The 24,258-nt window shown below is 70.9% G+C and carries 21 protein-coding genes and 1 pseudogene; 10 read left to right on the top strand and 12 right to left on the bottom strand.

From position 1 onward, the window contains the following. The first annotated feature begins 5 nt into the window (after positions 1–5). The 5 genes from ACKTSN_RS36680 to ACKTSN_RS36660 all read left to right on the top strand — a co-directional run bounded on the left by ACKTSN_RS36680 (position 6) and on the right by ACKTSN_RS36660 (position 5,690). Positions 6–1,268, top strand: coding sequence for an IS701 family transposase (locus ACKTSN_RS36680; RefSeq protein WP_409467247.1), 1,263 nt, complete (start codon positions 6–8; stop codon positions 1,266–1,268). Positions 1,269–1,453: 185 nt separating this feature from the next. Further along, the gene (locus ACKTSN_RS36675; RefSeq protein WP_409467247.1) at positions 1,454–2,716 is read left to right on the top strand and encodes an IS701 family transposase; all 1,263 of its coding nucleotides are present in this window, start codon (positions 1,454–1,456) and stop codon (positions 2,714–2,716) included. Positions 2,717–2,975: 259 nt separating this feature from the next. Beyond that, positions 2,976–3,272 carry a hypothetical protein gene (locus ACKTSN_RS36670; RefSeq protein WP_224734082.1) on the top strand — a complete coding sequence of 99 codons (297 nt, stop codon included), beginning with the start codon at positions 2,976–2,978 and terminating at the stop codon, positions 3,270–3,272. 174 nt (positions 3,273–3,446) lie between these two features. Then, on the top strand, positions 3,447–4,469 hold the full coding sequence (locus tag ACKTSN_RS36665; RefSeq protein ID WP_409473036.1) for a phosphotransferase family protein: 1,023 nt from the start codon (positions 3,447–3,449) through the stop codon (positions 4,467–4,469). 6 nt (positions 4,470–4,475) lie between these two features. Continuing rightward, the gene (locus tag ACKTSN_RS36660) at positions 4,476–5,690 is read left to right on the top strand and encodes an acyl-CoA dehydrogenase (protein WP_409473035.1); all 1,215 of its coding nucleotides are present in this window, start codon (positions 4,476–4,478) and stop codon (positions 5,688–5,690) included. A 54-nt stretch (positions 5,691–5,744) separates the two neighbouring features. Here ACKTSN_RS36660 and ACKTSN_RS36655 read toward each other — a convergent pair whose 3' ends face one another. From ACKTSN_RS36655 to ACKTSN_RS36645, 3 genes and pseudogenes are all read right to left on the bottom strand, one after another. Beyond that, positions 5,745–6,338, bottom strand: coding sequence for a TetR/AcrR family transcriptional regulator (locus ACKTSN_RS36655; protein ID WP_409473034.1), 594 nt, complete (start codon positions 6,336–6,338; stop codon positions 5,745–5,747). Between the two features lie 26 nt (positions 6,339–6,364). Beyond that, positions 6,365–7,996, bottom strand: a pseudogene (locus ACKTSN_RS36650) (class I adenylate-forming enzyme family protein). Further along, positions 7,993–8,757: an SDR family oxidoreductase gene (locus tag ACKTSN_RS36645; protein WP_409473033.1), complete on the bottom strand. Its 765-nt coding sequence runs from the start codon at positions 8,755–8,757 to the stop codon at positions 7,993–7,995. The pseudogene ACKTSN_RS36650 and the gene ACKTSN_RS36645 overlap by 4 nt, the downstream one beginning before the upstream one ends. Before the next feature lie 188 nt (positions 8,758–8,945). Here ACKTSN_RS36645 and ACKTSN_RS36640 point away from each other — a divergent pair, with 188 nt between their 5' ends. Next, the gene (locus tag ACKTSN_RS36640) at positions 8,946–10,184 is read left to right on the top strand and encodes an exo-beta-N-acetylmuramidase NamZ family protein (RefSeq protein ID WP_409473032.1); all 1,239 of its coding nucleotides are present in this window, start codon (positions 8,946–8,948) and stop codon (positions 10,182–10,184) included. Positions 10,185–10,241: 57 nt separating this feature from the next. Here the strand turns inward: ACKTSN_RS36640 and ACKTSN_RS36635 are convergent, their stop codons facing one another. Continuing rightward, complete coding sequence (locus ACKTSN_RS36635; RefSeq protein WP_409473031.1) at positions 10,242–13,040, bottom strand: penicillin acylase family protein; 2,799 nt, start codon at positions 13,038–13,040, stop codon at positions 10,242–10,244. Positions 13,041–13,270: 230 nt separating this feature from the next. Here ACKTSN_RS36635 and ACKTSN_RS36630 point away from each other — a divergent pair, with 230 nt between their 5' ends. Continuing rightward, positions 13,271–13,873: a hypothetical protein gene (locus tag ACKTSN_RS36630; protein ID WP_409473030.1), complete on the top strand. Its 603-nt coding sequence runs from the start codon at positions 13,271–13,273 to the stop codon at positions 13,871–13,873. Between the two features lie 102 nt (positions 13,874–13,975). Here the strand turns inward: ACKTSN_RS36630 and soxR are convergent, their stop codons facing one another. Beyond that, positions 13,976–14,485: a redox-sensitive transcriptional activator SoxR gene (soxR, locus tag ACKTSN_RS36625; RefSeq protein WP_409473029.1), complete on the bottom strand. Its 510-nt coding sequence runs from the start codon at positions 14,483–14,485 to the stop codon at positions 13,976–13,978. A gap of 105 nt (positions 14,486–14,590) precedes the next feature. On the opposite strand from soxR, the gene ACKTSN_RS36620 reads away from it, so the two are divergent. Next, on the top strand, positions 14,591–15,052 hold the full coding sequence (locus tag ACKTSN_RS36620; protein WP_409473028.1) for a MaoC family dehydratase: 462 nt from the start codon (positions 14,591–14,593) through the stop codon (positions 15,050–15,052). Between the two features lie 3 nt (positions 15,053–15,055). Here ACKTSN_RS36620 and ACKTSN_RS36615 read toward each other — a convergent pair whose 3' ends face one another. The 3 genes from ACKTSN_RS36615 to ACKTSN_RS36605 form a co-directional block, all read right to left on the bottom strand. Next, on the bottom strand, positions 15,056–15,700 hold the full coding sequence (locus ACKTSN_RS36615) for a TetR/AcrR family transcriptional regulator (protein WP_385512998.1): 645 nt from the start codon (positions 15,698–15,700) through the stop codon (positions 15,056–15,058). A gap of 130 nt (positions 15,701–15,830) precedes the next feature. Further along, entirely contained in the window at positions 15,831–16,118 is a 288-nt protein-coding gene (locus ACKTSN_RS36610) for a YiaA/YiaB family inner membrane protein (protein ID WP_409473027.1), read from the bottom strand. Positions 16,119–16,177: 59 nt separating this feature from the next. After that, positions 16,178–17,329: an acyl-CoA dehydrogenase family protein gene (locus ACKTSN_RS36605; protein ID WP_409473026.1), complete on the bottom strand. Its 1,152-nt coding sequence runs from the start codon at positions 17,327–17,329 to the stop codon at positions 16,178–16,180. An 87-nt stretch (positions 17,330–17,416) separates the two neighbouring features. On the opposite strand from ACKTSN_RS36605, the gene ACKTSN_RS36600 reads away from it, so the two are divergent. Together ACKTSN_RS36600 and ACKTSN_RS36595 are read left to right on the top strand one after the other, a co-directional pair. Then, on the top strand, positions 17,417–18,058 hold the full coding sequence (locus ACKTSN_RS36600; protein WP_409473025.1) for a TetR/AcrR family transcriptional regulator: 642 nt from the start codon (positions 17,417–17,419) through the stop codon (positions 18,056–18,058). 46 nt (positions 18,059–18,104) lie between these two features. After that, positions 18,105–18,818, top strand: coding sequence for an ArsR/SmtB family transcription factor (locus ACKTSN_RS36595; RefSeq protein WP_409473024.1), 714 nt, complete (start codon positions 18,105–18,107; stop codon positions 18,816–18,818). A gap of 63 nt (positions 18,819–18,881) precedes the next feature. Here the strand turns inward: ACKTSN_RS36595 and ACKTSN_RS36590 are convergent, their stop codons facing one another. From ACKTSN_RS36590 to ACKTSN_RS36575, 4 genes are all read right to left on the bottom strand, one after another. Next, entirely contained in the window at positions 18,882–20,201 is a 1,320-nt protein-coding gene (locus ACKTSN_RS36590) for an MFS transporter (RefSeq protein WP_409473023.1), read from the bottom strand. Between the two features lie 192 nt (positions 20,202–20,393). Beyond that, the gene (locus ACKTSN_RS36585; protein WP_409473022.1) at positions 20,394–21,479 is read right to left on the bottom strand and encodes a Zn-dependent alcohol dehydrogenase; all 1,086 of its coding nucleotides are present in this window, start codon (positions 21,477–21,479) and stop codon (positions 20,394–20,396) included. 14 nt (positions 21,480–21,493) lie between these two features. Further along, on the bottom strand, positions 21,494–22,882 hold the full coding sequence (locus ACKTSN_RS36580; protein ID WP_409473021.1) for an aldehyde dehydrogenase family protein: 1,389 nt from the start codon (positions 22,880–22,882) through the stop codon (positions 21,494–21,496). A gap of 118 nt (positions 22,883–23,000) precedes the next feature. Then, on the bottom strand, positions 23,001–24,245 hold the full coding sequence (locus ACKTSN_RS36575; protein ID WP_409473020.1) for an MFS transporter: 1,245 nt from the start codon (positions 24,243–24,245) through the stop codon (positions 23,001–23,003). Positions 24,246–24,258 lie beyond the last annotated feature (13 nt).

Below are 24,258 nucleotides of genomic sequence, written 5' to 3'. Positions count from 1 at the left end.
CAGGTGTGACACCTGAGGAGATGGAGACGGTCCGCCCGCGCCTGGAGGCGTTCGCGGCGGAGATGCTCGGTTCGCTGGCGCGTCGGGACCAGCGGGCCAAGGGCGAGCTGTATCTGCGCGGGCTGATGCTGGACGGCAAGCGCAAGTCCATGCAGCCGATGGCCGAGCGCCTGGGCGTGGACCACCAGCAGCTGCAGCAGTTCGTCTCATCGTCCACCTGGGACTACTCCAAGGTCCGTGAGCGGCTGGCCCGTTGGGCTGCCGCGCACATTTCTCCCGAGGCGTACGCGATCGATGATGTCGGCTTCCCCAAGGACGGCTACGACTCACCGGGGGTGGCGCGGATGTACTGCGGCGCCCTGGGTAAGCGCGGCAACTGCCAGGTCGGCGTCAGTGTGAACCTGGTCAGTGACCGTGCGTCATCGGCTGTCGACTGGCGCCTGTTCCTGCCCGAGAGCTGGGACGACACCAAGTACGGCGAGGACGCGCTGATGGCCGAGGCGATCCGGCGCCGCCGCGCCAAGGCGGGAATCCCGGACACCGAGCGGCACCGGGAGAAGTGGCGCCTGGCGCTGGACATGCTCGACGAGGTGCGCGACAACTGGGAGTTGCCCGACCTTCCGGTCGCCGCCGACGCCGGATACGGCGACGCCACCGGCTTTCGCGAGGGCCTGACCGAGCGCGGCCTGACCTACGCGGTCGCGGTCAAAGCCACCACGACCGCGCACCCCGGCAATGCCACACCCCAACGCCCGCCGTACTCCGGGCAGGGCCGCCCTCCCGTGTCCGCCTACCCCCAACCGCACACCACCCTGCGCGCCCTGGCCCTGGCCGTCGGCCGAGCGGCCACCCGCACCGTCACCTGGCGCCAGGGCAGCAAGGCCACCAGACGCAACCCGAACGCCGAGATGCGCTCGCAGTTCCTGGCCCTGCGGGTCCGACCGGCCAACCGCACCATCCGCCGCGCCGCCGACGGCTCCCTGCCCGACTGCTGGCTGCTCGTCGAGTGGCCACCCGACTCCGCCGAGCCAACCGACTACTGGCTCTCGACGCTTCCCGCCGACACCCCACTGCGCGAACTGGTACGAATCGCCAAGATCCGATGGCGAGTTGAGCACGACTACCGCGAGCTCAAGGACGGTCTGGGCCTGGACCACTTCGAGGGCCGCAACTACCTCGGCTGGCACCGCCACGTCACCCTCGCGTCCCTCGCCCAGGCCTTCTGCACCATGCTCAGGCTCGACCCAAAAGCCCCTGCGCCGGCCTGACCCTCTACGCGGTCCTCCGCGAACTCCAGGCCCTCCTGGCCACCTGGACCGGCGCCTGCTCGATATGCGGCCAACCCGCACCAGCACCCGAACCCCACCACAGGACCTAACAAAGCCCTACTAGTAGGGCTTTGTTAGGTACCCCGATTGATCATCGTCAGGTAGATTGTGATGTTCTGTCAGGTGTGACACCTGAGGAGATGGAGACGGTCCGCCCGCGCCTGGAGGCGTTCGCGGCGGAGATGCTCGGTTCGCTGGCGCGTCGGGACCAGCGGGCCAAGGGCGAGCTGTATCTGCGCGGGCTGATGCTGGACGGCAAGCGCAAGTCCATGCAGCCGATGGCCGAGCGCCTGGGCGTGGACCACCAGCAGCTGCAGCAGTTCGTCTCATCGTCCACCTGGGACTACTCCAAGGTCCGTGAGCGGCTGGCCCGTTGGGCTGCCGCGCACATTTCTCCCGAGGCGTACGCGATCGATGATGTCGGCTTCCCCAAGGACGGCTACGACTCACCGGGGGTGGCGCGGATGTACTGCGGCGCCCTGGGTAAGCGCGGCAACTGCCAGGTCGGCGTCAGTGTGAACCTGGTCAGTGACCGTGCGTCATCGGCTGTCGACTGGCGCCTGTTCCTGCCCGAGAGCTGGGACGACACCAAGTACGGCGAGGACGCGCTGATGGCCGAGGCGATCCGGCGCCGCCGCGCCAAGGCGGGAATCCCGGACACCGAGCGGCACCGGGAGAAGTGGCGCCTGGCGCTGGACATGCTCGACGAGGTGCGCGACAACTGGGAGTTGCCCGACCTTCCGGTCGCCGCCGACGCCGGATACGGCGACGCCACCGGCTTTCGCGAGGGCCTGACCGAGCGCGGCCTGACCTACGCGGTCGCGGTCAAAGCCACCACGACCGCGCACCCCGGCAATGCCACACCCCAACGCCCGCCGTACTCCGGGCAGGGCCGCCCTCCCGTGTCCGCCTACCCCCAACCGCACACCACCCTGCGCGCCCTGGCCCTGGCCGTCGGCCGAGCGGCCACCCGCACCGTCACCTGGCGCCAGGGCAGCAAGGCCACCAGACGCAACCCGAACGCCGAGATGCGCTCGCAGTTCCTGGCCCTGCGGGTCCGACCGGCCAACCGCACCATCCGCCGCGCCGCCGACGGCTCCCTGCCCGACTGCTGGCTGCTCGTCGAGTGGCCACCCGACTCCGCCGAGCCAACCGACTACTGGCTCTCGACGCTTCCCGCCGACACCCCACTGCGCGAACTGGTACGAATCGCCAAGATCCGATGGCGAGTTGAGCACGACTACCGCGAGCTCAAGGACGGTCTGGGCCTGGACCACTTCGAGGGCCGCAACTACCTCGGCTGGCACCGCCACGTCACCCTCGCGTCCCTCGCCCAGGCCTTCTGCACCATGCTCAGGCTCGACCCAAAAGCCCCTGCGCCGGCCTGACCCTCTACGCGGTCCTCCGCGAACTCCAGGCCCTCCTGGCCACCTGGACCGGCGCCTGCTCGATATGCGGCCAACCCGCACCAGCACCCGAACCCCACCACAGGACCTAACAAAGCCCTACTAGGGCCCTGACCGCCGGACGGGCCCCGGTCAGCCGCGGGTGGGGGTACTCGGGCGCCACGCATGCCGGATGCCCGGATATGTTCCGTTCGCGTGGCAGCCTGTCCGTCGTCATCACCCGCACCCGAAGGTGAGCGCCATGACCACCCTGCACCAGGAACACACCTCCCACACGCACACCCACGGCCCCGCCTGCGGGCACGCCGAGGTGCCGCACGGCGACCACATCGACTACGCGCACGACGGCCATCTGCACCGCGCCCACGACGGCCACTGGGACGAGTGCGAGCCCGCCGCGCACACCGCCCACGAGGGGCACGACCACCGGCACGGCGAGGACTGCGGCCACATGCGGGTCCAGCACGGCGACCACGTCGACTACCTCCACGACGGCCACCGGCACGCCGCGCACGACGATCACTGGGACGACCACTGAGGTCCTGACGCCCCGGCACTGGCCGACAATCACTCCTCGACAGCTCCCCGCCGACCCGCGCGGGGAGCTGTCGGCCTATCGTGGCTCCGATCACGTTCGGGCGGCCCTCTGGACTACATACCGACCGGTCGGCATCATAAGTCGGGTCCTGTTCACACGTCCGTAGGAGCGACGATGGTTGCCGACCACCCGCCAGGCCTCGATCCCGACCGGCTGCGCGGCCTGCTCGACCGTGAGCGGCCCGGCCTGGTGCACGGCCCGCTGACCGGCCGGCTGATCGAGGGCGGACGGTCGAACCTCACGTACATCGTCTCCGACGGCGTGTCGCAGTGGGTCGTACGACGGCCGCCGCTCGGTCATGTCCTGGCCACCGCGCACGACATGAAGCGCGAACACCGGGTGATCAGTGCCCTGTACCCGACGAAGGTGCCGGTGCCGCGTCCGGTGCTGCTGTGCGAGGACGAGGAGGTGCTCGGGACGCCGTTCTACGTCATGGAGTTCGTGCCCGGCACCCCGTACCGCACCGCCGAGCAGCTCGCCCCGCTCGGCCCGGAGCGGACCCGGGGCGCGGTGCTGTCGCTGGTGGACACGCTCGTCGACCTGCACGCGGTCGACCCCGACGAGGTCGGGCTCGCCGACTTCGGCCGGCCCGAGGGCTTCCTGGACCGGCAACTGCGCCGCTGGGGCAAGCAGCTGGACGCCTCCCGCAACCGCGACCTGGCCGGCATCGACGAACTGCACGCCGCCCTCGGCCGGGAGCTGCCCCGCTCCGCCGCGCCGGCCGTCGTGCACGGCGACTACCGGCTGGACAACGTCCTGATCGGCGAGAACGACCGGATCACGGCGGTGCTGGACTGGGAGATGTCCACGCTCGGGGATCCGCTGACCGACCTGGGCCTGCTCGTGATGTACAGCATGCCGCTGGGCATGTCCGACTCGCCCGTCTCCACCACCGCCGAGGCCCCCGGGCACCCGGATCCGGCCGAGATCGTCGAGCGGTACGCCGCCCGCTCCGGGCGCGATGTCTCGGCGATCTCCTGGTACACGGCGTTCGCCTGGTTCAAGCTCGCCGTGATCCTGGAGGGCATCCACTACCGCTACACCCTCGGCCAGACCGTCGGGCGCGGCTTCGACCGCATCGGCGACCTGGTTCCCGTCTTCATCGAGCACGGCCTGACCACCCTTCAGGAAGGCTGATCCGCCATGGACTTCGCGTTCGACGCGCGCACCGAGGAGCTGCGCGCCAAGCTGCTCGCCTTCATGGACGAGTACGTGTATCCGGCCGAGCAGGTCGCCCACGAGCAGCGCGAGCGACTCGCCTCGCCGTGGGACACCCCGCCGATCGTCGAGGAGCTGAAGGCCGAAGCGCGCCGCCAGGGCCTGTGGAACCTCTTCCTGCCCGACTCCGAGTACGGCGCCGGTCTGACCAACCTCCAGTACGCCCCGCTCGCCGAGATCACCGGCCGCTCCCCCCAGCTCGCGCCGACCGCGACGAACTGCGCCGCGCCGGACACCGGGAACATGGAGGTGCTCGCGCAGTTCGGCGACGAGCAGCAGAAGAAGCAGTGGCTCCAGCCGCTGCTCGCCGGTGAGATCAGGTCGGCGTTCGCGATGACCGAGCCGGAGGTGGCCTCCTCGGACGCCACGAACATCACCACGCACATCGAGCGGGACGGCGACGAGTACGTCATCACCGGCCGCAAGTGGTACATCTCCGGGGCGATGAACCCGGACTGCAGGATCTTCATCGTGATGGGCAAGACGGACCCCGACGGGGCGGACATCCGCCGTCAGCAGTCCATGGTCCTGGTCCCGCGCGACACTCCCGGCGTGACCGTCAAGCGCGCCATGCAGGTCTTCGGCTACGAGGACCACTACCACGGCGGCCACGCCGAGGTGGTCTTCGACCACGCGCGCGTGCCGGTGTCCAACCTGATCGGCGAGGAGGGCGGCGGCTTCGCCATCGCCCAGGCCCGGCTCGGTCCCGGCCGGATCCACCACTGCATGCGGTTGATCGGCATGGCCGAGCGGGCGATCGAGCTGATGTGCCGACGGGCCGTCTCCCGCACGGCCTTCGGCAAGCCGCTGGCCCAGCAGGGTGTGGTCCACAACTGGATCGCGGACGCGCGGGTCGCCGTGGAGCAGCTGCGCCTGCTGGTACTGAAGACGGCCTGGATGATGGACACGGTCGGCAACCGGGGCGCCCACACGGAGATCCAGGCCATCAAGATCGCCACGCCCCGCACGGTCGTCGACATCCTCGACAAGGCGATCCAGCTGCACGGTGCGGGCGGTGTGAGCCAGGACTTCCCGTTGGCCGAGCTGTACGCCGGCGCACGGACGCTGATGATCGCCGACGGCCCCGACGAGGTGCACCAGCGGTCGCTGGCGCGGCGGGAGCTGAAGAAATACCTGTGAGCGCATGGGTAAGGGGCGGCCTCCATGGGAGGAGGCCGCCCCTTACTTCCACGTTCAGGGCCGCAGCGCACGCAGCAGCAGATCCGCCAGCTGGTCGGCGACCTCCTGCGGGCCGAGCGGGCCGTCGGGCCGGTACCAGGTCGACAGGTGGTGGACGGACCCGAAGTGGTAGTCCACCACCAGGTCGGCCGGGGTCGCCTTCGAGAAGACGCCCTCCTCCTGGCCCTCCTCGATGAGCGCACGGAAGCGTTCGTGGTAGCGGCGCCGCTCGGCGCGCACCTGCTTGTTCTTCTCCGGGCTCAGGTGGTGCATGGACCGCCAGAAGATCATCGCGTCGTCGAGGTTCTCGATGGTCGTCACCACGACGTCCGCCGCCGCGTCCCGCAGTCGCTTCTCCACCGGCTCGTCGGCCTGCGCGAAGGCGTCCAGACGCTCCTGCTGGAGGCGCAGCACGCGCGCGTACACCTCGTGCAGGAGGTCGTCCTTGGAGCCGAAGTAGTGGTACAGCGCCCCCTTGGTGACGCCGGCCGCCTCGACGATCTCCTGCACCGAGGTGCGGTCGTAACCCCGCTCCGCGAAGAGCCGGGTGGCGGCGGCCAGCAGCCGCTGCGGCACAGGAGCCCCGTCTCCGTCCATCGTCCTGGGCACTGCCGCCACCTGCCTTCCGTGATGTCCTACTGACTTTCGTGCGAACGGGAACGCAATTCCCGACGGAGGATCTTCCCACTCGCCGTCTTCGGCAAGTCGGGCAGGATCTCCACCTGCCGCGGGTACTTGTAAGCGGCCAGTCTCTCCTTGCAGTACGCGGCGAGCGCGTCGGGGTCCGGATCGGCCCCCGGGCGGAGGCTGATGTAGGCCTTGACCGTCTCGCCGCGGTACCCGTCGGGGACGCCGACGACGGCCGCCTCGCGTACCGCCGGGTGGGTGTAGAGCACGTCCTCGACCTCGCGCGGCCACACCTTGCTGCGTTTTCTGGGGGACACCCCCAGACCCCCGGCGGACGCGTTGATCATGTCCTTCTTGCGGTCGACGACATACAGCCAGCCCTCGGCGTCCATGAACCCGATGTCCCCGGTGCGCAGCTCGCCGTCGGGGAAGGTCTCGGCGGTGGCGTCGGGGCGCCGCCAGTAGCCGGGCACGACCTGGGGCCCACGGACGACGATCTCACCCTGCTCCCCGAACGGCATCTCCGCCCCCTGGTCGTCGACGATGCGTACGACGGTGTCCGGCCCCGGCACGCCCACGGCCAGCGTCCCCGACGCCGGGTCGACGGGCGCCTCCCGGCCGGGCGGGACGGAGGCACAGGGGGCGGTGCACTCGGTGAGCCCGTAGCCGTTGCGGATGTACGGACCGAAGCCGGCGCGGAACTTCTCCACCAGGGCGGGCGGCAGCGGGGCGCCGCCGGAGGAGATGATCCGGAAGGACGAGAAGTGGTCCGGGGTGACGGACGGGTGGGCGGCCGGCGCCATGAAGGCGGTGGACGGGCCGACCGTGTAGTGCGGCCGGTGCGCGGCGAACGCGTCGAGCACGACGCCCGCCTCGAACCGGTACGCCAGCACCAGCGTGCCCGCACTGTTCAGGCACGCGCCGAACTGGCAGGCCCCGGGGATCACATCAGGAGGCCCGCGCTGGTGCCTGAATCCCCTGAACCAGGCCGACGGCATCACTCGTTCGGGTGAGCAGTCGCTGATGCACGCCTGTGGACGGTGCGGCGTGCATAGGTTGCTGAGTGCGACCTGGGGCGCCAGGTGTGTTGCCAGCGTGTGGGGCCCCCGCTCCACCAGAGAGATGGTCCGGGGCCTCTCCGCCGCCTCTGAGCACGCCCCGAGGCCAGGTCGTGAGGGAATCCGCCCGCCGGGAACGGACCGCGTACGGGATACGCGTCGCCGACCACGGTGCGAAAGCGGAGGACCAGTGCGTCCAAGACCGTTCGGGACGTGCCGGTGAAGCAGGACTTGGTCCCGCTCGCTGCCAAGGAACGGTTGACCGGCACGACGATTGCCCCTGCGCTTCCGGCGCCAAGCAGGGACAGCCCCATAGCCGCACCGCGCGATCAGCAGGATCGCGACCCGGTCGCCGCGCTCCAGACCGCGCGCGGCGAGGTGCCCGGCGACGGAATCGGTGAGCTCGTCGACGTCGCGGTACGTCAGGCGCCCGTCGAAGTAGGCGAGGAACGTACGGTCCGGCGCTTCGCCCATGACCCTGCGCAGGGCGTGCACCAGGGAGTCGGCGGGGTCGATCGGGGCGCGCTGGGCGTCGTCGAGCAGGTCCAGCCAGGGTTTGGCCTCGTACCTGGAGCCGGTCATCGGGCCGCCTCCCACTTCTGCTGGATGTGGTTCATGTTGGTCAGCCAGCGGTCCGGGTCGGTGGCCCGGGCCTGGTAGTACCCGGCGACCTCGGGGTGCGGGAGGATCAGGAAGCGGTCCTCCTCGATGCCCTTGAAGAGGGCGTCCGCCACGTCCTCGGGCTCGATCGCGGTCGGCACCAGCACCAGGTCGCCCGCGCTGCCGGTACCGGCCAGCATGTCGGTGCGCACGCCCTGCGGGCAGATCGCGTGGACCTTCAGGCCCCGGTGGCGGTAGGTCAGGGACAGCCACTCGGCGAAGGCGTAGGCGCCGTGCTTGGTGACGGCGTAGGGCGCGGCGCCGATCATGGTGAGCAGCCCGGCGGCGGAGACGGTGGACACGAAACGCCCGCTGCCGCGCTCCAGCCAGTCCGGCAGCAGCGCCTGCGCTGCACGGACGTGCGCCATCACGTTGACGTCCCAGGCGAGCGCCCAGACGTCCGCACCGGCCGCCTGGGAACCGCCGGAGGCGACGCCTGCGTTGGCGCAGTAGACGTCGACCGTGCCACCGAGCGCGTCCCGCGCGTCGGCGACGATCGCGGAGGCGTCACCCGGGACCGCGATGCCGCCGATCTCGCCGGCGACCGCCTCGGCCTTGTCGGCGTCCAGGTCGTTGACGACGATGCGAGCTCCCTCGGCGGCGAAGCGGCGGGCAAGGGCCGCGCCGATGCCACCCCCAGCCCCGGTAACGACGACTCCGGCACCCTGAATGGCTTCCACCATCGCTCTCCTTCGACTGCGGCTCTCCCAGGACGGCCAGACTAACCGGTCGGTATGTCACTGGGAAGGGCGACTGCAGCCAACCCAGGGGCGCGGGGCTGTGTCGATATGCGGCTCCGCCGCGCGGGCGCGACAATCCACGAACCACCAGCACCTTCCCCACGACCTGCGGGAGCAATACCGTGCCCCCCATGCGCCTATCCAGACGAGCCCTACTCGCAGCGACCATGGCAGCAACCTCCCTCACCGCCGCATCTCCCGCCCACTCGGCCGAGCGCCGCAGGCAACTCCGTACCGGCTTCGAGAACCTCGCCGCAACCGGATACGCAGCCCTGCGCGGCCGGCGCACCGGCATCGTCACCAACCCCACCGGCATCACCCGCGACGTACGCCACATCGTCGACGTCATGCATGCCGACGACCGGGTGAATCTGACCGCCGCCTTCGGCCCCGAGCACGGTTTCCGCGGCACCGCCCAGGCCGGCGGCTCCGAGGGCCGCTACGACGACCCGGCGACCGGCCTGCCGGTGTATGACACGTACCTCAAGAGCGGTCAGCCACTCGCCGACATCTTCACGGCGTCGAACGTGGACACCGTCGTCTTCGACATCCAGGACGTCGGCGCACGCTTCTACACCTACATCTGGACCCTCTACGACTGCATGGAGGCGGCCAGGCTCGCGGGCAAGCGGTTCGTCGTGCTGGACCGCCCGAACCCGGTGACCGGGCGTTCGGCCGAAGGACCGGTGCTGCACAAGGAGTTCGCGACGTTCGTCGGCCGGCAGCCGATCTCCCAGGCGCACGGGATGACGGTCGCGGAACTGGCGCGACTGTTCAACGAGGAGTTCCTGACCGCGCCGGTGGAGCTGGACACCGTACGGATGACCGGCTGGAAGCGGTCGGAGTTCTACGACGCCACCGGGCTGCCATGGGTGCCGCCGAGCCCCAACATGCCGACGCCCGACACCGCCCTCGTGTACGCGGGAACGTGTCTCTTCGAGGGCACCAACCTCTCCGAGGGGCGCGGCACCACCCGCCCGTTCGAACTGCTCGGCGCCGAGGGCATCGACGGGCGCTGGGCCGCCGCCGCGAACGAACTGGCCCTGCCGGGCGTGCACTTCAGGGAGGCGTACTTCGCGCCCACCTTCTCCAAGTTCCAGGGGAAGACCGTCGGAGGCGTGCAGCTCCATGTGCACGACCGGAACGCCTACGACCCGGTGCGCACCGGAGTCGCCCTCCTCATGACGGCCAGGAAGGTCTGGAGCGGATTCGCCTGGCGCTCCGACAACTGGATCGACAAGCTGACCGGCTCCACCCTCGTCCGCACGATGATCGACGCCGGCGCGAGCGCCGACGAGGTGGTGGCGGGCTGGCAGGAGGAACTGGCGGCGTTCCGGCGGGTACGCGGGGAGTACCTGCTCTATCGCTGAGCCGCGGTGCTCCGGCGCGGCAGGCCGTGTCGGCCGGTCCGCCGCGCCGGACGAGGGTCACCGGTGTGAGGTGAACTCCACGACCTGCTGGTACGTCGGCCGGTTCTGCCAGCTGATTCCGCGGTGGCCGATGCCGCCGAGCGCGCGATGGACGACCGAGTCCGCACACCACTGGTCGCCCGCCGAGCATGCGTCGTCACCGGGGTAGACCTGGGCGGCGGTCCTGCCGGCCGCCTCCTTCAAGGTGCTGATCAGGGTGTCCCTGCAGGCGCCGAGGCTGCCGTCGCCGCAGTACGTCCTGGCCAGCGGTCCCTGCACCTGCTCACCGAGCACCGACCGGATGTCCTTGTCGACATAGCTCCACCACCCGTACTGGTAGGCGCTTCCGGCGTGTGCGCCGGTCGGGCCGTGGGCGGCCGACGGGGACTCGTCGACCGGCAGGTTGGCGGTGAAGGCGCTGTACAGGTCGCTGCCGAGGCCGGGTTCGAACTCGGCCTTCACCAGCAGCGGCCACCAGGCGTCCAGGATGCGGATCGCGTCGGCGTGGGCGTAGGTGTGCGAACCGGCCGAGGTCTCCGTACGCCGTGACCCGGCCGACACCCACGCGGACAGCTCGCCGACCGCCGCCGCGGCCGCCGGGTCCGTCACCGGCGAGCTGTTGATCACCTTCAGCAGCTTCGGCAGCACGTCCTCCGCGCGCAGGTCCGCGAGCCCCGCCTCGGCCATCGCCTTCACCAGCGAGGCGCGCGTCACGCCACCCGTGTCCACCAGCTTCTTCACCCGGTCGTCCAGCAGATTGCCGCGGTGCACCGACCCGTTGCCCCAGGGCGCGGCGGCGTAGCCCTCGGCCTGCTTGTTGTTCCAGGAGATGTAGTAGTCCTGGTCGATCGAGTTCGGGTGCTGGGAAGGCGGTGTGTAGGAGGCGGTGTTGGTGTCCGGGTTCCAGTTCCGCCATTCGTACGCCGGCTGCGCCCAGGCCGGGAACTCGGCGTCGACGCCGTTCGCGCGTACCGGGTTGTCGCCGCTGTTGTAGTACGCGGTGTGCTCGGAGTCGGCGTAGAACCAGTTGAAGGTGTAGTTGATGTGCTGCACCGCGTTCTGGAAGCTCTCCGGGCCCTTGACGTGGTCGGGGTCGTTCAGCATCTGGAAACCGATGATGGAGTCGGCCTCGTGCAGGAAGGAGGAGCGCAGGGTGGTGTAGGCGACCTTCTTGCCGTCGACGGTGGCGCGATGGGTGACCGGGCCGTATTTCGTGCGCCAGACGCGCATCGTGTACGAACCGGCGGCGGTGCCGTCGGCCACGGTCGGCTTCCAGGCGTTCTTCTGCTCCACCTTCTGCATCGGCGTGCAGGTGCCGCGGTACAGGTAGTGGTAGTCGTCCTGGCAGAGCTCGACGGCGTACGTGTCGATGATGTCCTGGCCGGAAGTGGTCGCGCTCCAGGCGTAGTCCTGGCCGCGGCCGAGTTCGACGTAGAAGCTCAGGCCCGCGAAGGAGGCGCCGCGGGCGCTGATGCCCGGGCCCTGGATCTCCTGGAGCATCAGCAGCTGCGGGGCGAAGTAGCCGGTCTGCGGGCCGAAGACGGCGACCGGGTGGCCGCTCGCGGTGTGCTCGCCGCTCACCACGAGGGCGTTGGACATACCGCGCTTGGCGGAGGTGACGGCGTTCGCGGCGGCGTCGGCCGAGGCGCCGGTGGCACCCGGGGAAGCCGCGCTGCCCGTACGGTCGAAGACGAGCTCCTCGCGGGTCACCGAACCGGCGTCGGGCAGGGCCTCGCCCTGTGGGTCGGCGGGCTTCCGGCCGTACGGGAAGCTGCCGTCGTGGACGGTGAGGACGGCCTCGGGGTCGTTGCGCTCCCGGAAGGACTCCCACACCTTGGTGCCCTCGGTGACGCCGTACTTGGACTGGGCGGCGAGCAGCGAGAGCGCGTTGCCCACTTCACCGCCGCCGCCGGAGCCGAACAGTGCGCCGATGACGGAGGCCAGCGCGACCAGGTCGGTGGGCTTGAAGTGCGCGATCGTGCCGGCGTTGGTGACGGAGTCCTTGTGGCCGGTCAGGACGTACTCGCCGGGGAAGTAGCGGCCGCTGTCGGAGGCGTCGATGTAGGCGTTGATGCCGTCGACGTAGGCGTTGACGTCGGCGAGGGCCTGCCGGCCGCGCTCGCCGTTCGAGGCGACGGCGTTGTCTATCTGCGCCTGCAGATCGGCCTCGGTGTACGGCGCGTTGCGCCAGAACTCCTGCTCAAGGCCCTGGTTGGAGGCGGCGCCGCCCGCGAAGGAGGTGAGCTGGCCGCGCCCGACATGACGGAAGACGTCCATCAGCCACAGCCGGTCCTCAGCCGCCGCATAGCCGGCGCCGAACTCCGTGCCGTACCGAGTGGTACCGGTGATGTGCGGCACTCCCGTCTTCTTGTCGCGGACGATCGTCACGTCGCTGCGGCCGGCGGGCTTGACGGTGGAGGCGACCTGATCGGCGGGGATCCCGAACGACGCGTCGTTGAAGAAGGTGTTGATCGTGGCGTCGGTGAGCGTGGGGTAGCCGGTGGCCAGGGAGGCGTACGGACCGAGTTGGTCCTCGGCGTGGGCGGGCTGGGTGCCGAAGGCCTGGTGGAGGAGGATCTGCGCAAGGGTGGCGTTGCCGTTCTGGCCGGGCGGCAGGATGTCCGAACACTGGTTGCCGCAATGGTCGGTGACGGCCGCGGCATCAGCGGCAGGCGCCTCGGGGGCAGCGGCCGCCTGGGAAAGCGGGGACAAAAGCCCGGCAATCAGGACGCATACGGATGCGGTCTTCAGGAACCCGAGGGATCTCTGGGGAGTTCTCAGTCTGTCGAGCGCGTTGCGTGGGGTGCGCCGTGGCATGGCAGCTCCTCCCGACGGGGGTGGGCGGGATGTTACCGCCGGTTATCCCCGAGTTTGAAGATGAACATGCGTCACTTTTGGAGTCGAAAGGACCGGCCAGGAGCGGCAGTTGGAGACGGAGAACATCGGATGGAGCCGATTCGCTTGTCGATACGTCTATTCGGAGACGTCCGTACGACGACGCCGAAGTGACCGAAGTACAGGTGCAGGTGTGACGGAGGTGCAGGGCGATGGCCGGTTTCCGGAGTCTGGCGAGACAGGCACGCGACCCTCGGTGCGATCTGGCGCTACGGCGCTATTCGCTGCGCAAGTGCCTTGAACGGTTCGCCCCCTACGGGCACAGGGCGACCTGGGACCACTTGTGCTCCCGGGCCGGATTCGGCCCGGAGGACCGATCTCCCGAACCGGCGCGGCTCGTGGCCGCGTTGGAGGAGTTGGAGGAGGCGCGGGCGGTGTGGCTGGCCTACGAGGTCGAGTTCGCCGAGCGCCGCAAGAAGGAGAAGCACGACGGGCTGCGCAGGCCGGGCACGGTGGACGACTGGCACCGGCTGACCTGGGGCGGTTTCGGTGTCGCCTGGTGCGACGACCCGCGGCTCCACCCGGTCGAGCCGCTGGCGGAGGTACTGCGCCGGCTGATCGCCGCGTTGGAGCGCGAGCCCGGATCGGCGTGCCCGGTGTGCGGCGGGGAACGCCTCGTCTGGAAGTACGACCTGGACCACGAACCGTCGTCGGGTCCGGTCTGCACGGACTGCGGGATCCTGGTGCCGCGTCCCGTGCTCACGCCTGAGGCCCTGGCGTATGCCAGGCGCGAACGGCTGCTGATGTCCGCCTGAGGATACAGGTACTCACCTGAGGATACAGGTACTCAACGGGGGCAAAGAGGGGACAGTTGGAGGCGGTGAGACGCACCCGAACCACCTCCCGTCGGCAGCCCCTCAGCTACAGTCCCCGGACTGCCGCTGCCGCGGCCTGCCCTGCGGCCGGCCTCTCCCTCGCTCCACCATCAGGCGGGAGCCCGACTGGCGTTCACCGAAGGCGTCATCGGGGTTGGACAGGATGCAGGTGTCCAGGGAGAGGCAGCCGCAGCCGATGCAGTCGGTGAGGTGGTCGCGGAGGCGGTTGAGCTGCTTGATGCGCTCGTCCAGTTCAGAGCGCCAGGCCTCGGAGAGGCGGGCCCAGTCCTCCCGGGTGGGCGTGCGTTCCTCGGGGAGCTCGGCGAGGGCCTCGCGGATGGTGACGAGCGGAATGCCGACGCGTTGCGCGGCGCGGATGAAGGCGACACGGCGCAGCGTGTCACGGGTGTAGCGGCGCTGGTTGCCGGCGGTGCGACGGCTGCTGATCAGGCCCTTGGACTCATAGAAGTGCAGGGCGGAGACGGCGGCGCCGCTGCGCGCGGAGAGCTGGCCGACCGTGAGCTCGTGGATCTTCTCGGGAATCTTGGGCACTTCTCCGACCCTACCGACCCGCCATGACCGACCGTCCGTTGACATGGGCTCCCGATCGCACCATGCTAAGCAGTCGCTTAGACAAGCTACGCGAGAGGCCGGGACATGGCAGAGCCGAGGATCTTCACGTCCGTCGACGAGCTGAAGGCGGCGGTGGGCGAGCAGCTGGGGTACACGGACTGGCTGGAGGTCGACCAGAAGCGGATCGATCTGTTCGCCGACGCGACCGGTGATCACCAGTGGATCCATGTCGATCCGGAGAAGGCCGCCGCAGGTCCGTTCGGTACGACCATCGCGCACGGCTATCTCACGCTGTCGCTGCTGCCGTTGTTCGGCCCGCAGCTGATCGCCGTCGAGGGCGTGAAGATGGGCGTCAACTACGGCACCAACAAGGTCCGTTTCCCCTCCCCCGTCCCGGTCGGCTCCCGGCTGCGCGCCACCGCGCGGATCACCGGCGTCGAGGACGTGCCGGGCGGGGTACAGGTGACGGTCGCCTTCACCGTGGAGCGCGAGGGCGGGGACAAGCCGGTGTGCGTCGCCGAGTCGGTGTCGCGGTACTACGGCTGAGGTCTACTTCTCGGCGCCCGGCGCCCGCTGCGCCCCCACCATCCGCAGCACGAGGTCGGCGTACATCGCGCCGACCTCGTCGGGCGTCCAGGGGCCCTGGACATTGAACCAGCGGGCCACGTCGATGCAGAGCGAGAGCACGGCGAGGGTCGTGCCCCGCACGTCGAGCACGTCGAACTCGCCCGCCGCGAGGCCGTCCTCGATGATGCCGCGCACCTCGGCGTCGCACTGTCGCCGCAGTGCGACGATCTCGGCGCGGGCCTCGGGTCCGAGGGAGTCCAGTTCGTACTGAACCACGCGCGCTGTCGTGCGGCCCCCGGCATGCCAGCGGACGAAGGAACTCACCGCGTCGGCGAGCCGCTCGGTCGCGCTGCCCTCACGCCGGGCCGCCGTGCGCAGGATGTCGAGGGCTCTTTCGTGGCCGATCCTGCTGATGCGGTGCAGCAGCTCTTCCTTGGTCTTGTAGTGGATGTAGAGCGCGGCCGGGCTCATGCCGGCGCGGCCCGCGATGTCACGGGTCGTCGTGGCGTGATAGCCGCGTTCGGCGAAGGCCTCCACGGCGGCGATCAGCAGTCGCCGGGCCGCGTCAGGGGTGACCTCGGCCCACGGCTGCATCTCGCCGCCGGCCGTCTCCTCCGCCGTACTCATCGCTCGTTCGCCCCTCTCGCCCGCCCGTCTCCCACCGCCGCCCTCAACGGAGGCCCTTCGGGCCGCACCTTTTGATCGGTCGAAGCACCACCATACCGCCGAAGGGTGAGCGAGCGCTTAGCGAGGCCGCTCAGAGCTTCTCGAAGGGGTCGTGCTCGGCCAGCAGCTTCTCCAGGCGCGCCTGGTCGACCCGGCTGACGATCTGCCCGGCCTCCTGCCGGTCGCGGATGACCTTGGCGAGCGTGAAGGCGGACGTGACGAGATAGAGGACGGCGATGCCGAGGAAGCCGCGCACCCAGGGGTCGGCGTCCAGCTGGAAGATGCCGACGGCCGTGGCGGCGAGGGCGACGGCGAACGACGCGACGGCCTGACCGTAGAAGGCGGCCGTGCTCTGCTGCTTGACCGGTGTGTCACTCATGGGGACAAGCGTCCGCAGATGTGGCGCGGCCCACATCCGCTCAGGTACTCAGAAGGTACTCAGAACGCCGGAACCCCGGTCAGCGCCCTACCGATGAGCAGCTTCTGGATCTGGCTGGTGCCCTCGTAAAGGGTCATCACGCGGGCGTCACGCAGCAGCTTGCCCACCGGGTACTCGTCGATGTAGCCGTAACCGCCGAAGACCTGGAGGGCGTTGTTGGCGGCGCGGACGGCCGCCTCCGAGGCGAAGAGCTTGGCTTTGGACGCCTCGGTGGCGAAGGGCAGGCCGCGGTCGATCAGGTCGGCCACCCGCCAGGTCAGCAGCCGGGCGGCGTCGACGTCCACGGCGATGTCGCTGAGGAGCTCCTGGACGAGCTGGTGACGGGCGATGCTCCGGCCGAACTGCTCGCGCTCGCCGGCGTACCGCACTGCCACGTCCAGCGCGGCCTGCGCTATACCGACACAGCCCGCCGCGACCGACATCCGCCCCTTGGCGAGGGCGGACATGGCGACGGAGAACCCCTTGCCCTCCGCTCCGAGCATCGCGGAGGCGGGGACGCGGACATCCTGAAGGAGCAGCTCGGCGGTGGCCTGGCCGCGCAGGCCGAGCTTGCCGTGGATGGTGCGGCGGGTCAGGCCGGGAGCGGAGGCCGGCACGAGGAAGGCGGAGACGCCCTTGTGGCCGGGGGCGTCCGTGGAGCGGGCGAACAGCAGGACGACATCCGCCCAAGTCCCGTTCGTGATGAACATCTTGGTGCCGTTGATCACGTAGTCGTCGCCCTCGCGGACCGCGCGGGTGGCGAGGTTCCCGGCGTCGGATCCGGTGCCCGGCTCGGTGAGGCCGAAGCAGCCGACGCACTCCCCGGAGGTGAGCCCCGGCAGCCACCGCCGCTTCTGCTCCTCGCTCCCCCAGGCGGCGATCGTCTTGGCGACCAGGCCCAGCGAGACGGACACGATCCCGCGCACGGACGAGTCCCCGCGGCCGAGTTCCTCCGTCACCAGGCAGTACGCGAGATGGTCGCCGCCCGAGCCGCCGTACTCCTCGTCGACGGTCAGCCCGAGGAACCCGACCTCACCGAGCTTCTTGACGATGCCGCGGTCCACCTCCTCGGCGCGGTCCCAGGTGATGACGTTCGGGGCGATCTCGCGGTCCACGAAGTCCCGGGCGAGCTGCCGTACGGCGGTCTGCTCCTCGCTGAGCTCGAGGTTCATGACGGGTCACCCCACAGATCGAAAGTCGCACAGTTTCCATTTAAATTAGCACTGCTAGTTTCCAGTCGCAGCCCTACTATGTGCGCCATGGCCCGACCGCGCAAGCCCCTGCTCAGCACCGAACGGATCGTCGAGACGGCCCGCGCGCTGGTGGACACGGAGGGCCTGGCGGCCGTCTCCACCCGCCGGCTCGCCGCGGAGCTGGGAGTGAGCGGGCCCTCGCTCTACAACCACTTCCGCACCAAGGACGAGATCCTGGAGGCGGTCGCGGACTCGGTGAGCGCCCAGGTCGATCTGTCGATGTTCGAGGACGGCCGGGACTGGCGGACCGCGCTGCACGACTGGGCCGTCTCCTACCGGGCCGCGCTGCGCGACCACCCGAACATCGTCCCGGTCCTCGCCCGCGGCCCCGGCCGCCGCCCGGCCGCGCTGCGTCTCGCGGACGCGGTCTACGGCGCGATGGTCGAGGCCGGCTGGCCACCCGCGCAGGCCACCTCCATCGGCGCGCTGATGCGGTACTTCATCATGGGCTCCGCACTGGGCTCGTTCGCCGGGGGTTTCGTGGACGACGTGAGCGCATACGACCCCGCCGACTACCCGCACCTCGGGCAGGCCCATCTCCTGGCCGAGCGGCAGGAGAAGATCGACGAGCGCGCCTTCGAGACCGGCCTCGCGGCCCTGCTGGACGGGTTGGCGCAGCAGTACGAGCAGGTCGCCCGGCCTACGTAGGGACGGTTCGGTGGGCACCGAAAGGTGAGTGCACCATGCTGGGTGCATGACCTCCAGGGACCCCCGGGCGCCGGAGCTTGCGCGGCTCGCCGGACTGATCGCCGACGAGACGCGCGCCGCGTGTCTGCTGGCGCTGCTCGACGGGCGGGCGTGGACCGCCGGCGAGCTGGCGCGGCATGCGGGGGTGGCCGCGTCGACGGCGAGCGAGCATCTGCACCGGCTGGTCGCGGGCGGGGTGCTGGCCGAGGAGCGGCAGGGGCGGCACCGGTACGTGCGGCTGGCCGACGCGCGGGTCGCGCAGCTGGTGGAGGATCTGGCCGCGCAGGTCGCGCCCGGTGCCGTGGTCCGACGGCCGCGTGGGCTGCGCGAGACGAGTGCCGGGTCTGCCATGGCCCGCGGCCGTACCTGCTACGACCATTTCGCCGGGCGGCTCGGCATCGCGGTCACCGATGCGTTGACCGCACGCGGACTGCTGCTGCAGGACACCGGGTTCGCGCTCACGGACGCCGGACTGAGGTGGTTCGACTCCGCGGGCATCGCCCTCGACCGCACGGGCCGCCGCCCGCTGGCCCGCGCATGCCTGGACTGGACCGAACGCCGCCCACACCTCGCCGGCGTCGCGGGCGCGGCCCTGTGCCGACACGCCCTCGACGCCGGCTGGTGTGTGCGCATCGGCTCGGAGCGGGCGGTGAAGGTGACGCCGGAAGGTGAGCGCGCCCTGTCCGAACTGCTCGGCATCGAGGCGGGAGCGCTGCGCTGAGCGCCGGCCGCGGGCTGCGGCGCCGTTTCCAAGAAGGCGCCGCAGCCCGCGGCCGGATCGGGGTCAGCGTGAACGTGCCCTGTCCGCAAGGACCTTGATGGACAGCAGCGCGATCACGGCGAGGCCGATGATGTAGGCGGACACCGCCATCGACGTGTCCGTCGTCTCCAGGAGCAGCACCATCACGAAGGGGGCGAGGCCGCCGCCGAACACGGCCGCGATCTGGTAGCCGAGGGAGGCGCCGGTGTAGCGCATCTCGGGCGTGAACAGCTCGGCGAACAGGGCGGCCTGGGGACCGTACATGATGCTGAGGAAGCAGCTGGCGACGAACGTGCCGACCGCGAGCCACAGCAGGGATCCGGTGTCGATCAGCAGGAACAGCGGTACGGCCCACAGCGCGATGCCGGCCGCGCCGAGCGCGTAGATCCGGATGCGGCCGACACGGTCGGACAGCGCGGCGGAAGCCGGGATGAGGACGAGCTGGGTGAGGCTGACGCAGAGGGAGACGGTGAGCACCGCGCCGCGTTCCATGTCGAGTTCGCGGGTCGTGTAGTCGAGGACGCCGGTGATGAGGATGTAGAACGTCGCGGTGTTCACGGCGAAGGAGCCGCCGGCGAGGAGGACCGTGCCGAGGTGGTGGCGCAGGATCGTGCGCAGCGGGGAGCTCTGCTCCGACTTCTCCTTCTCGGCCAACGCCCTCTCCGCGGCGCGGAACTCGGGGGTCTCCTCGACGCGGGTGTGGATGTACCAGGCGAGGGCGAGGACGAGGATGCCGACCAGGAAGGGGACGCGCCAGCCCCACGCCTCGAACGCGGACTCCGTGGTGAGCGCGCCGGCCAACAGGAAGACGGTGTTGGCGGTGACCACGCCGATGGGGACGCCGAGTTGGACGACGCTGCCGTAGACGCCGCGTTTGCCCTCGGGGGCGTATTCGGTGGCGAGCAGCATCGCGCCGCCCCACTGCGCGCCGACCGCGACGCCCTGGGCGACGCGGAGGGCGACGAGGAGGATCGGGGCTGCCACGCCGATCGTCTCGTACGTGGGCAGCAGGCCGATGCCGGTGGTGGCGACGCCCATCAGGGTGAGCGCGAGGACCAGCATCGGCTTGCGGCCGCGCCGGTCGCCGAGGTGGCCGGCGACGATGCCGCCGAGGGGACGGGCGAGGAAGCCGACGGCGAAGGTGGCGAAGGCGGCGAGTACTCCGGCGGTGGGGCTGCCGGCCGGGAAGTACAGGTCGCCGAGGACGAGGGCGGCGGCGATGCCGAAGACGAAGTAGTCGTACCACTCGACGGCCGAGGCGAGGGCGGCTGCGGTGGCGACCCGACGGCGGTTGGGGGTGGCCGGGGCGGTGGTGAGCGGCTGGGCGGAAGGTGCCGTGTCCATGCGTGCACACTCCGGTGGGTGCGGGGACGGAACAGGGGGTGGCTCGGGTTCCGGGAACGTACTGACCGGACGGTATGGCCGTCAACGGGTCATGCAGCAGGAGTTTTGCCTGTGCATGGCACGGAGAACGACGTGCGGGCATACCGAAGCCCCGGCCCGCCCACAGGGGCCGGGGAGCGCGGGGCGGCCGGGCTAGAAGACCACCAGGGCCCGGCCGCCCTTCCCCGCCGACATGTTCTCGAAGGCCGCCGGAATGCCGTCCAGGGCGATGTGTTCGGTGACCAGCGCTGTCAGGTCGAGACGGCCGGAGCGGACGTGGTCGGCGAGGACGGGGAGGTCGTGCTCGGGGTCGGAGTTGCCGTAGACGCAGCCGGAGAGGGTGCGGCCCCAGTGGAAGATCTCCAGGGCGTTGAAGGTGACCTGCTGGTCCTTGCCGCCGATGCCCACCACCGTCGTACGGCCGCCGCGGCGGGTCGACTCCCACGCCGCGCGGATGGTGACCGCGCGGCCCACGCACTCGACGGCGACGTCGACGCCCTGCTTGGCGGTGCGGGCGCGGATCTCGCGGGGGGTGTCGTCGGAGGCGAGGACGTAGTCGGTGGCGCCTGCCGCGCGGGCCAGTTCCTCTTTGTGCGGGGAGACGTCCACCGCGATGATCCGGGACGCGCCCGCGATCCGGGCCGACTGGAGGGCGGCCAGGCCGACGCCGCCCACCCCGAACACGGCGACCGTCTCGCCGGGCCGGACCCGCGCCGAGTGGTGCACGGCGCCATAGCCGGTGAGCACCGCGCAGCCGAGGAGGGCCGCGTCGGTGAGCGGGACGCCGGGCGGGGCGGGCAGGGCGCAGGACGTGGAGACCACCGTCTCCTCCGCGAACGCGGCCACGTTCAGCCCGGGGTACAGCTCCGCGCCGTCGCGGGAGCGGTGGGCGTGGACGTCGGCCGCGCCGTTCAGGGCGTTGGCACACAGCCAGACCTCGCCGAGCCTGCAGGCGGGGCAGGTGCCGCAGGACGGGGCCCAGTTGAGGACCACGCCGTCACCGGGCGCGAGGTGCGTCACCCCTTCGCCGACCGCGACGACCGTGCCGGCGCCCTCGTGGCCGAGGACGGCGGGGACCGGTACCCGCAGGGTGCCGTTGGACAGGGAGAGGTCGGAGTGGCAGACACCGGCGGCGGCGAGGCGGACCCGGACCTGGCCGGGGCCGGGATCGGGCAGGTCGATCTCGGTGATCTCCAGCGGGGAGCCGATGGCGGGCAGTACGGCGGCACGGACGGTCATGTCGGGGAACTCCGTCAGAACTGGAGGGACTTGGTCTGGAGGTACTCGGCGAGGCCGTGCACGCCCAGTTCCCGGCCCACGCCCGACTGCTTGTACCCGCCGAAGGGCGCGAGCGGGTTGAAGCGGCCGCCGTTGATGTCGACCTGGCCGGTTTCCATACGGCGTGCGAAGGCGACCGCTTCCGCCTCGTCGCCGGCCCAGACGGCGCCGGCGAGCCCGTACACCGTGCCGTTCGCGATGCGCAGGGCGTCCTCCTCGTCCTCGTAGCGGAGGATCGACAGGACCGGGCCGAAGATCTCCTCCTGCGCGACGGTCATCTCGGGGGTGACGTCGGCGAAGACGGTCGGGCTGATGAAGTAGCCGCGCTCACGCGGGGGTTCGACGCCGCCCGCGACCAGGCGGGCGCCCTCGGCCAGGCCCTTCTCGATGTAGCCGCGCACCCGGTCCCGCTGCCTGGCGTTCACGACGGGGCCGATGCGGTCGCCGTACTTGGCGGCCGCCCGGGCGGCCAGCTCGACGGCCGCGTCGTACTGCGCGGTGTGGACGAGCATGCGGGTCCATGCGCTGCACGTCTGGCCGGAGTTGGACATCACGTTGGCGACGCCGACGTTGACCGCCCGGGCCAGGTCGGCGCTCGGCAGGATGACGTTGGCGGACTTGCCGCCCAGCTCGAGGGCGACCTTCTTCACGGCGGCACCGGCCGTGGCCGCGATCCGACTGCCGACGGCCGTGGAGCCGGTGAAGGACACCAGGTCGACGTCCGGGTGCCCGGCGAGGGCCTGCCCGGCCACCGGGCCGAGGCCCGTGACGAGGTTGAGGACGCCGGCCGGGACGCCCGCCTCGTGCACCGCGTCCGCGAAGGCCTGCGCGGTGAGCGGGGTGTCCTCGGCGGGCTTCAGGACGACGGTGCAGCCCGCGGCGAGGGCCGGGGCGACCTTGGCGACGATCTGGTGCAGGGGGTAGTTCCAGGGCGTGATGGCGCCGACCACGCCGATCGGCTCGTGGTAGACGGTCGAGTTGCCGACCTTCTCCTCGAAGGCGTACGTCGCCGCCAGCTCGGCGTACGAGCCCGCGACCGCGATCGGCGTACCCATGTGCACCGCCTGCGAGAACGCCAGTGGCGAGCCCAGCTCCGCGGTGATCGTCCCGGCGATCTCGTCCTTGCGTGCCACGAGGACGTCCCGCAGGGCGGCCAGTCGGGCGGCCCGCTCGGCCGGCGGTGCGGCGGCCCAGGCCGGGAGCGCGGCGCGGGCCGCCCGGACCGCGTGGTCCACGTCCTCGGCGGTGCCCGCGGGAACCTGCCCGATGACCTGCTCGTCGACCGGGTTCACGACGTCGATCGTGTCCCGGCCCTCGGCGGGGCACCAGACGCCGTCGATGTACAGGGCCTGCCGCGCCTTCATGATCTGTCTGCCTCCCGAGCCTGTGCGTCGCCCGGCACCCAAACTAGCGGTGTTAGTTTTCCGGCGCCAGGGGTGCCCCCGAAGCCTCCGGCACCAGAGGTACCCCCAGCGCGTGGCGTCAGGCGTCGCTCTTGCGCTGCGCCGCCTGGTGAGCTGACGGACGTCTGCCGGCGGACGCGGTGTCCTCCTCGGCGGGCCTGGCCGGGGAGCGCAGTGCCACGCCCGCCGACAGCAGCAACAGCCCGCCGAGCATCACGAACGGCGCGGCCACGCCCGCGATCCCGGCGATCAGGCCGGCCGTGGCGGGAGCGGCGACCTGGCCCAGGCGGTTGCCGGTCAGCCGCAGGGCGAGGGCCGTGGAGCGGGCGCCCTCGGGGGCGGCCTGGACGACCGTCGTCATGGACAGCGGCTGGCCGACGCCCAGGCAGAAGCCGAGGGCGGCGAGGATCAGGGCCAGCGCCCACACCGGCACCGGCAGGGCGATGCCCGCGCACAGCAGGGCCGCCAGCAGGCAGGTCACGGTGAGCAGCAGGGTGCGGCCGACCAGCCGCAGCAGGGGCGTGAGGACCAGACGGCAGGCGATGGTGGCCGCCGCGCGCAGACTGAGCAGCAGGCCGATCACGGACGGTGCGATGCCCCGTTCTTCGCCGACCACCGGAAGGTAGGCCGTGAGGACGTCGGTCGCGGACAGTACCGAGAGGCTGATGAGGATGCCCGCGGGCACGCCCCGCGCGCGCAGGATGCGGTGGACGGGGATGCGGTCGCCCTGTCCGGTACGGGACGTGGGCGTCGTACGACGATCCTCTATGCGCCACAGCGACGTGAACGCCACCGCTGCACCCGCGCCCGCGACGAGCAGGGCGAGCGCACTGGTGCCCGCCATGTCGTGGCCGCCGATCAGCGCCCCGGCCGCGATCGGGCCGACCAGCTGGCCCAGCGAGGCGCCGATGGTGAAGTGGCCGAAGTTGCGGTCCTGTTCGTGCGGGGCGGACTGGCGGGCGACCAGGGACTGGGCGCCGATCACGAAGCAGAGGTGCCCGAGGCCCATGACACCGCTCCAGATCGCCATCGCCCAGAGGGAGTCGACGAGGCCGCTGAGCGCGCAGCCGCCGGATATCAGAACGACACCGGCGGGCAGCAGGGGCGCACAGCGGCCGTGGTCGGTACGGCGGCCCAGGGGGACGGCGGCGAACAGGGGGAGCAGGGCGTAGACACCGGCGATCACACCGACCGCCCGCTCGTCGGCGCCCAGCGCGAGGGCCCGGTAGGAGACCGCCGGCCGGGCCATCGACACCGCCCCCTGCGCGAAGCTGAAGGCGATGACGAGACGGAGCAGCCAGCCGCGGTTCCTGCCGGGCCTCACGATGAGCGAACCT

The organism is Streptomyces flavusporus, assembly GCF_046267975.1.
Lineage (GTDB): Bacteria > Actinomycetota > Actinomycetes > Streptomycetales > Streptomycetaceae > Streptomyces > Streptomyces flavusporus.
The sequence above is the reverse complement of the archived record's forward strand: the minus strand, read 5'-3'. Positions and strand labels throughout refer to the sequence as shown.

Bases quoted from the DNA above. Each gene is read 5' to 3' on its own strand.
- ACKTSN_RS36600 (WP_409473025.1), top strand. From the start codon at position 17,417: ATGGCCCGACCGCGCAAGCCCCTGCTCAGCACCGAACGGATCGTCGAG.
- ACKTSN_RS36670 (WP_224734082.1), top strand. From the start codon at position 2,976: ATGACCACCCTGCACCAGGAACACACCTCCCACACGCACACCCACGGC.
- ACKTSN_RS36590 (WP_409473023.1), bottom strand. From the start codon at position 20,201: ATGGACACGGCACCTTCCGCCCAGCCGCTCACCACCGCCCCGGCCACC.
- ACKTSN_RS36660 (WP_409473035.1), top strand. From the start codon at position 4,476: ATGGACTTCGCGTTCGACGCGCGCACCGAGGAGCTGCGCGCCAAGCTG.
- ACKTSN_RS36630 (WP_409473030.1), top strand. From the start codon at position 13,271: ATGGCCGGTTTCCGGAGTCTGGCGAGACAGGCACGCGACCCTCGGTGC.
- ACKTSN_RS36610 (WP_409473027.1), bottom strand. From the start codon at position 16,118: ATGAGTGACACACCGGTCAAGCAGCAGAGCACGGCCGCCTTCTACGGT.
- ACKTSN_RS36585 (WP_409473022.1), bottom strand. From the start codon at position 21,479: ATGACCGTCCGTGCCGCCGTACTGCCCGCCATCGGCTCCCCGCTGGAG.
- ACKTSN_RS36615 (WP_385512998.1), bottom strand. From the start codon at position 15,700: ATGAGTACGGCGGAGGAGACGGCCGGCGGCGAGATGCAGCCGTGGGCC.
- ACKTSN_RS36635 (WP_409473031.1), bottom strand. From the start codon at position 13,040: ATGCCACGGCGCACCCCACGCAACGCGCTCGACAGACTGAGAACTCCC.
- ACKTSN_RS36640 (WP_409473032.1), top strand. From the start codon at position 8,946: ATGCGCCTATCCAGACGAGCCCTACTCGCAGCGACCATGGCAGCAACC.
- ACKTSN_RS36595 (WP_409473024.1), top strand. From the start codon at position 18,105: ATGACCTCCAGGGACCCCCGGGCGCCGGAGCTTGCGCGGCTCGCCGGA.
- ACKTSN_RS36665 (WP_409473036.1), top strand. From the start codon at position 3,447: ATGGTTGCCGACCACCCGCCAGGCCTCGATCCCGACCGGCTGCGCGGC.
- ACKTSN_RS36580 (WP_409473021.1), bottom strand. From the start codon at position 22,882: ATGAAGGCGCGGCAGGCCCTGTACATCGACGGCGTCTGGTGCCCCGCC.
- ACKTSN_RS36620 (WP_409473028.1), top strand. From the start codon at position 14,591: ATGGCAGAGCCGAGGATCTTCACGTCCGTCGACGAGCTGAAGGCGGCG.
- ACKTSN_RS36605 (WP_409473026.1), bottom strand. From the start codon at position 17,329: ATGAACCTCGAGCTCAGCGAGGAGCAGACCGCCGTACGGCAGCTCGCC.
- ACKTSN_RS36645 (WP_409473033.1), bottom strand. From the start codon at position 8,757: ATGGTGGAAGCCATTCAGGGTGCCGGAGTCGTCGTTACCGGGGCTGGG.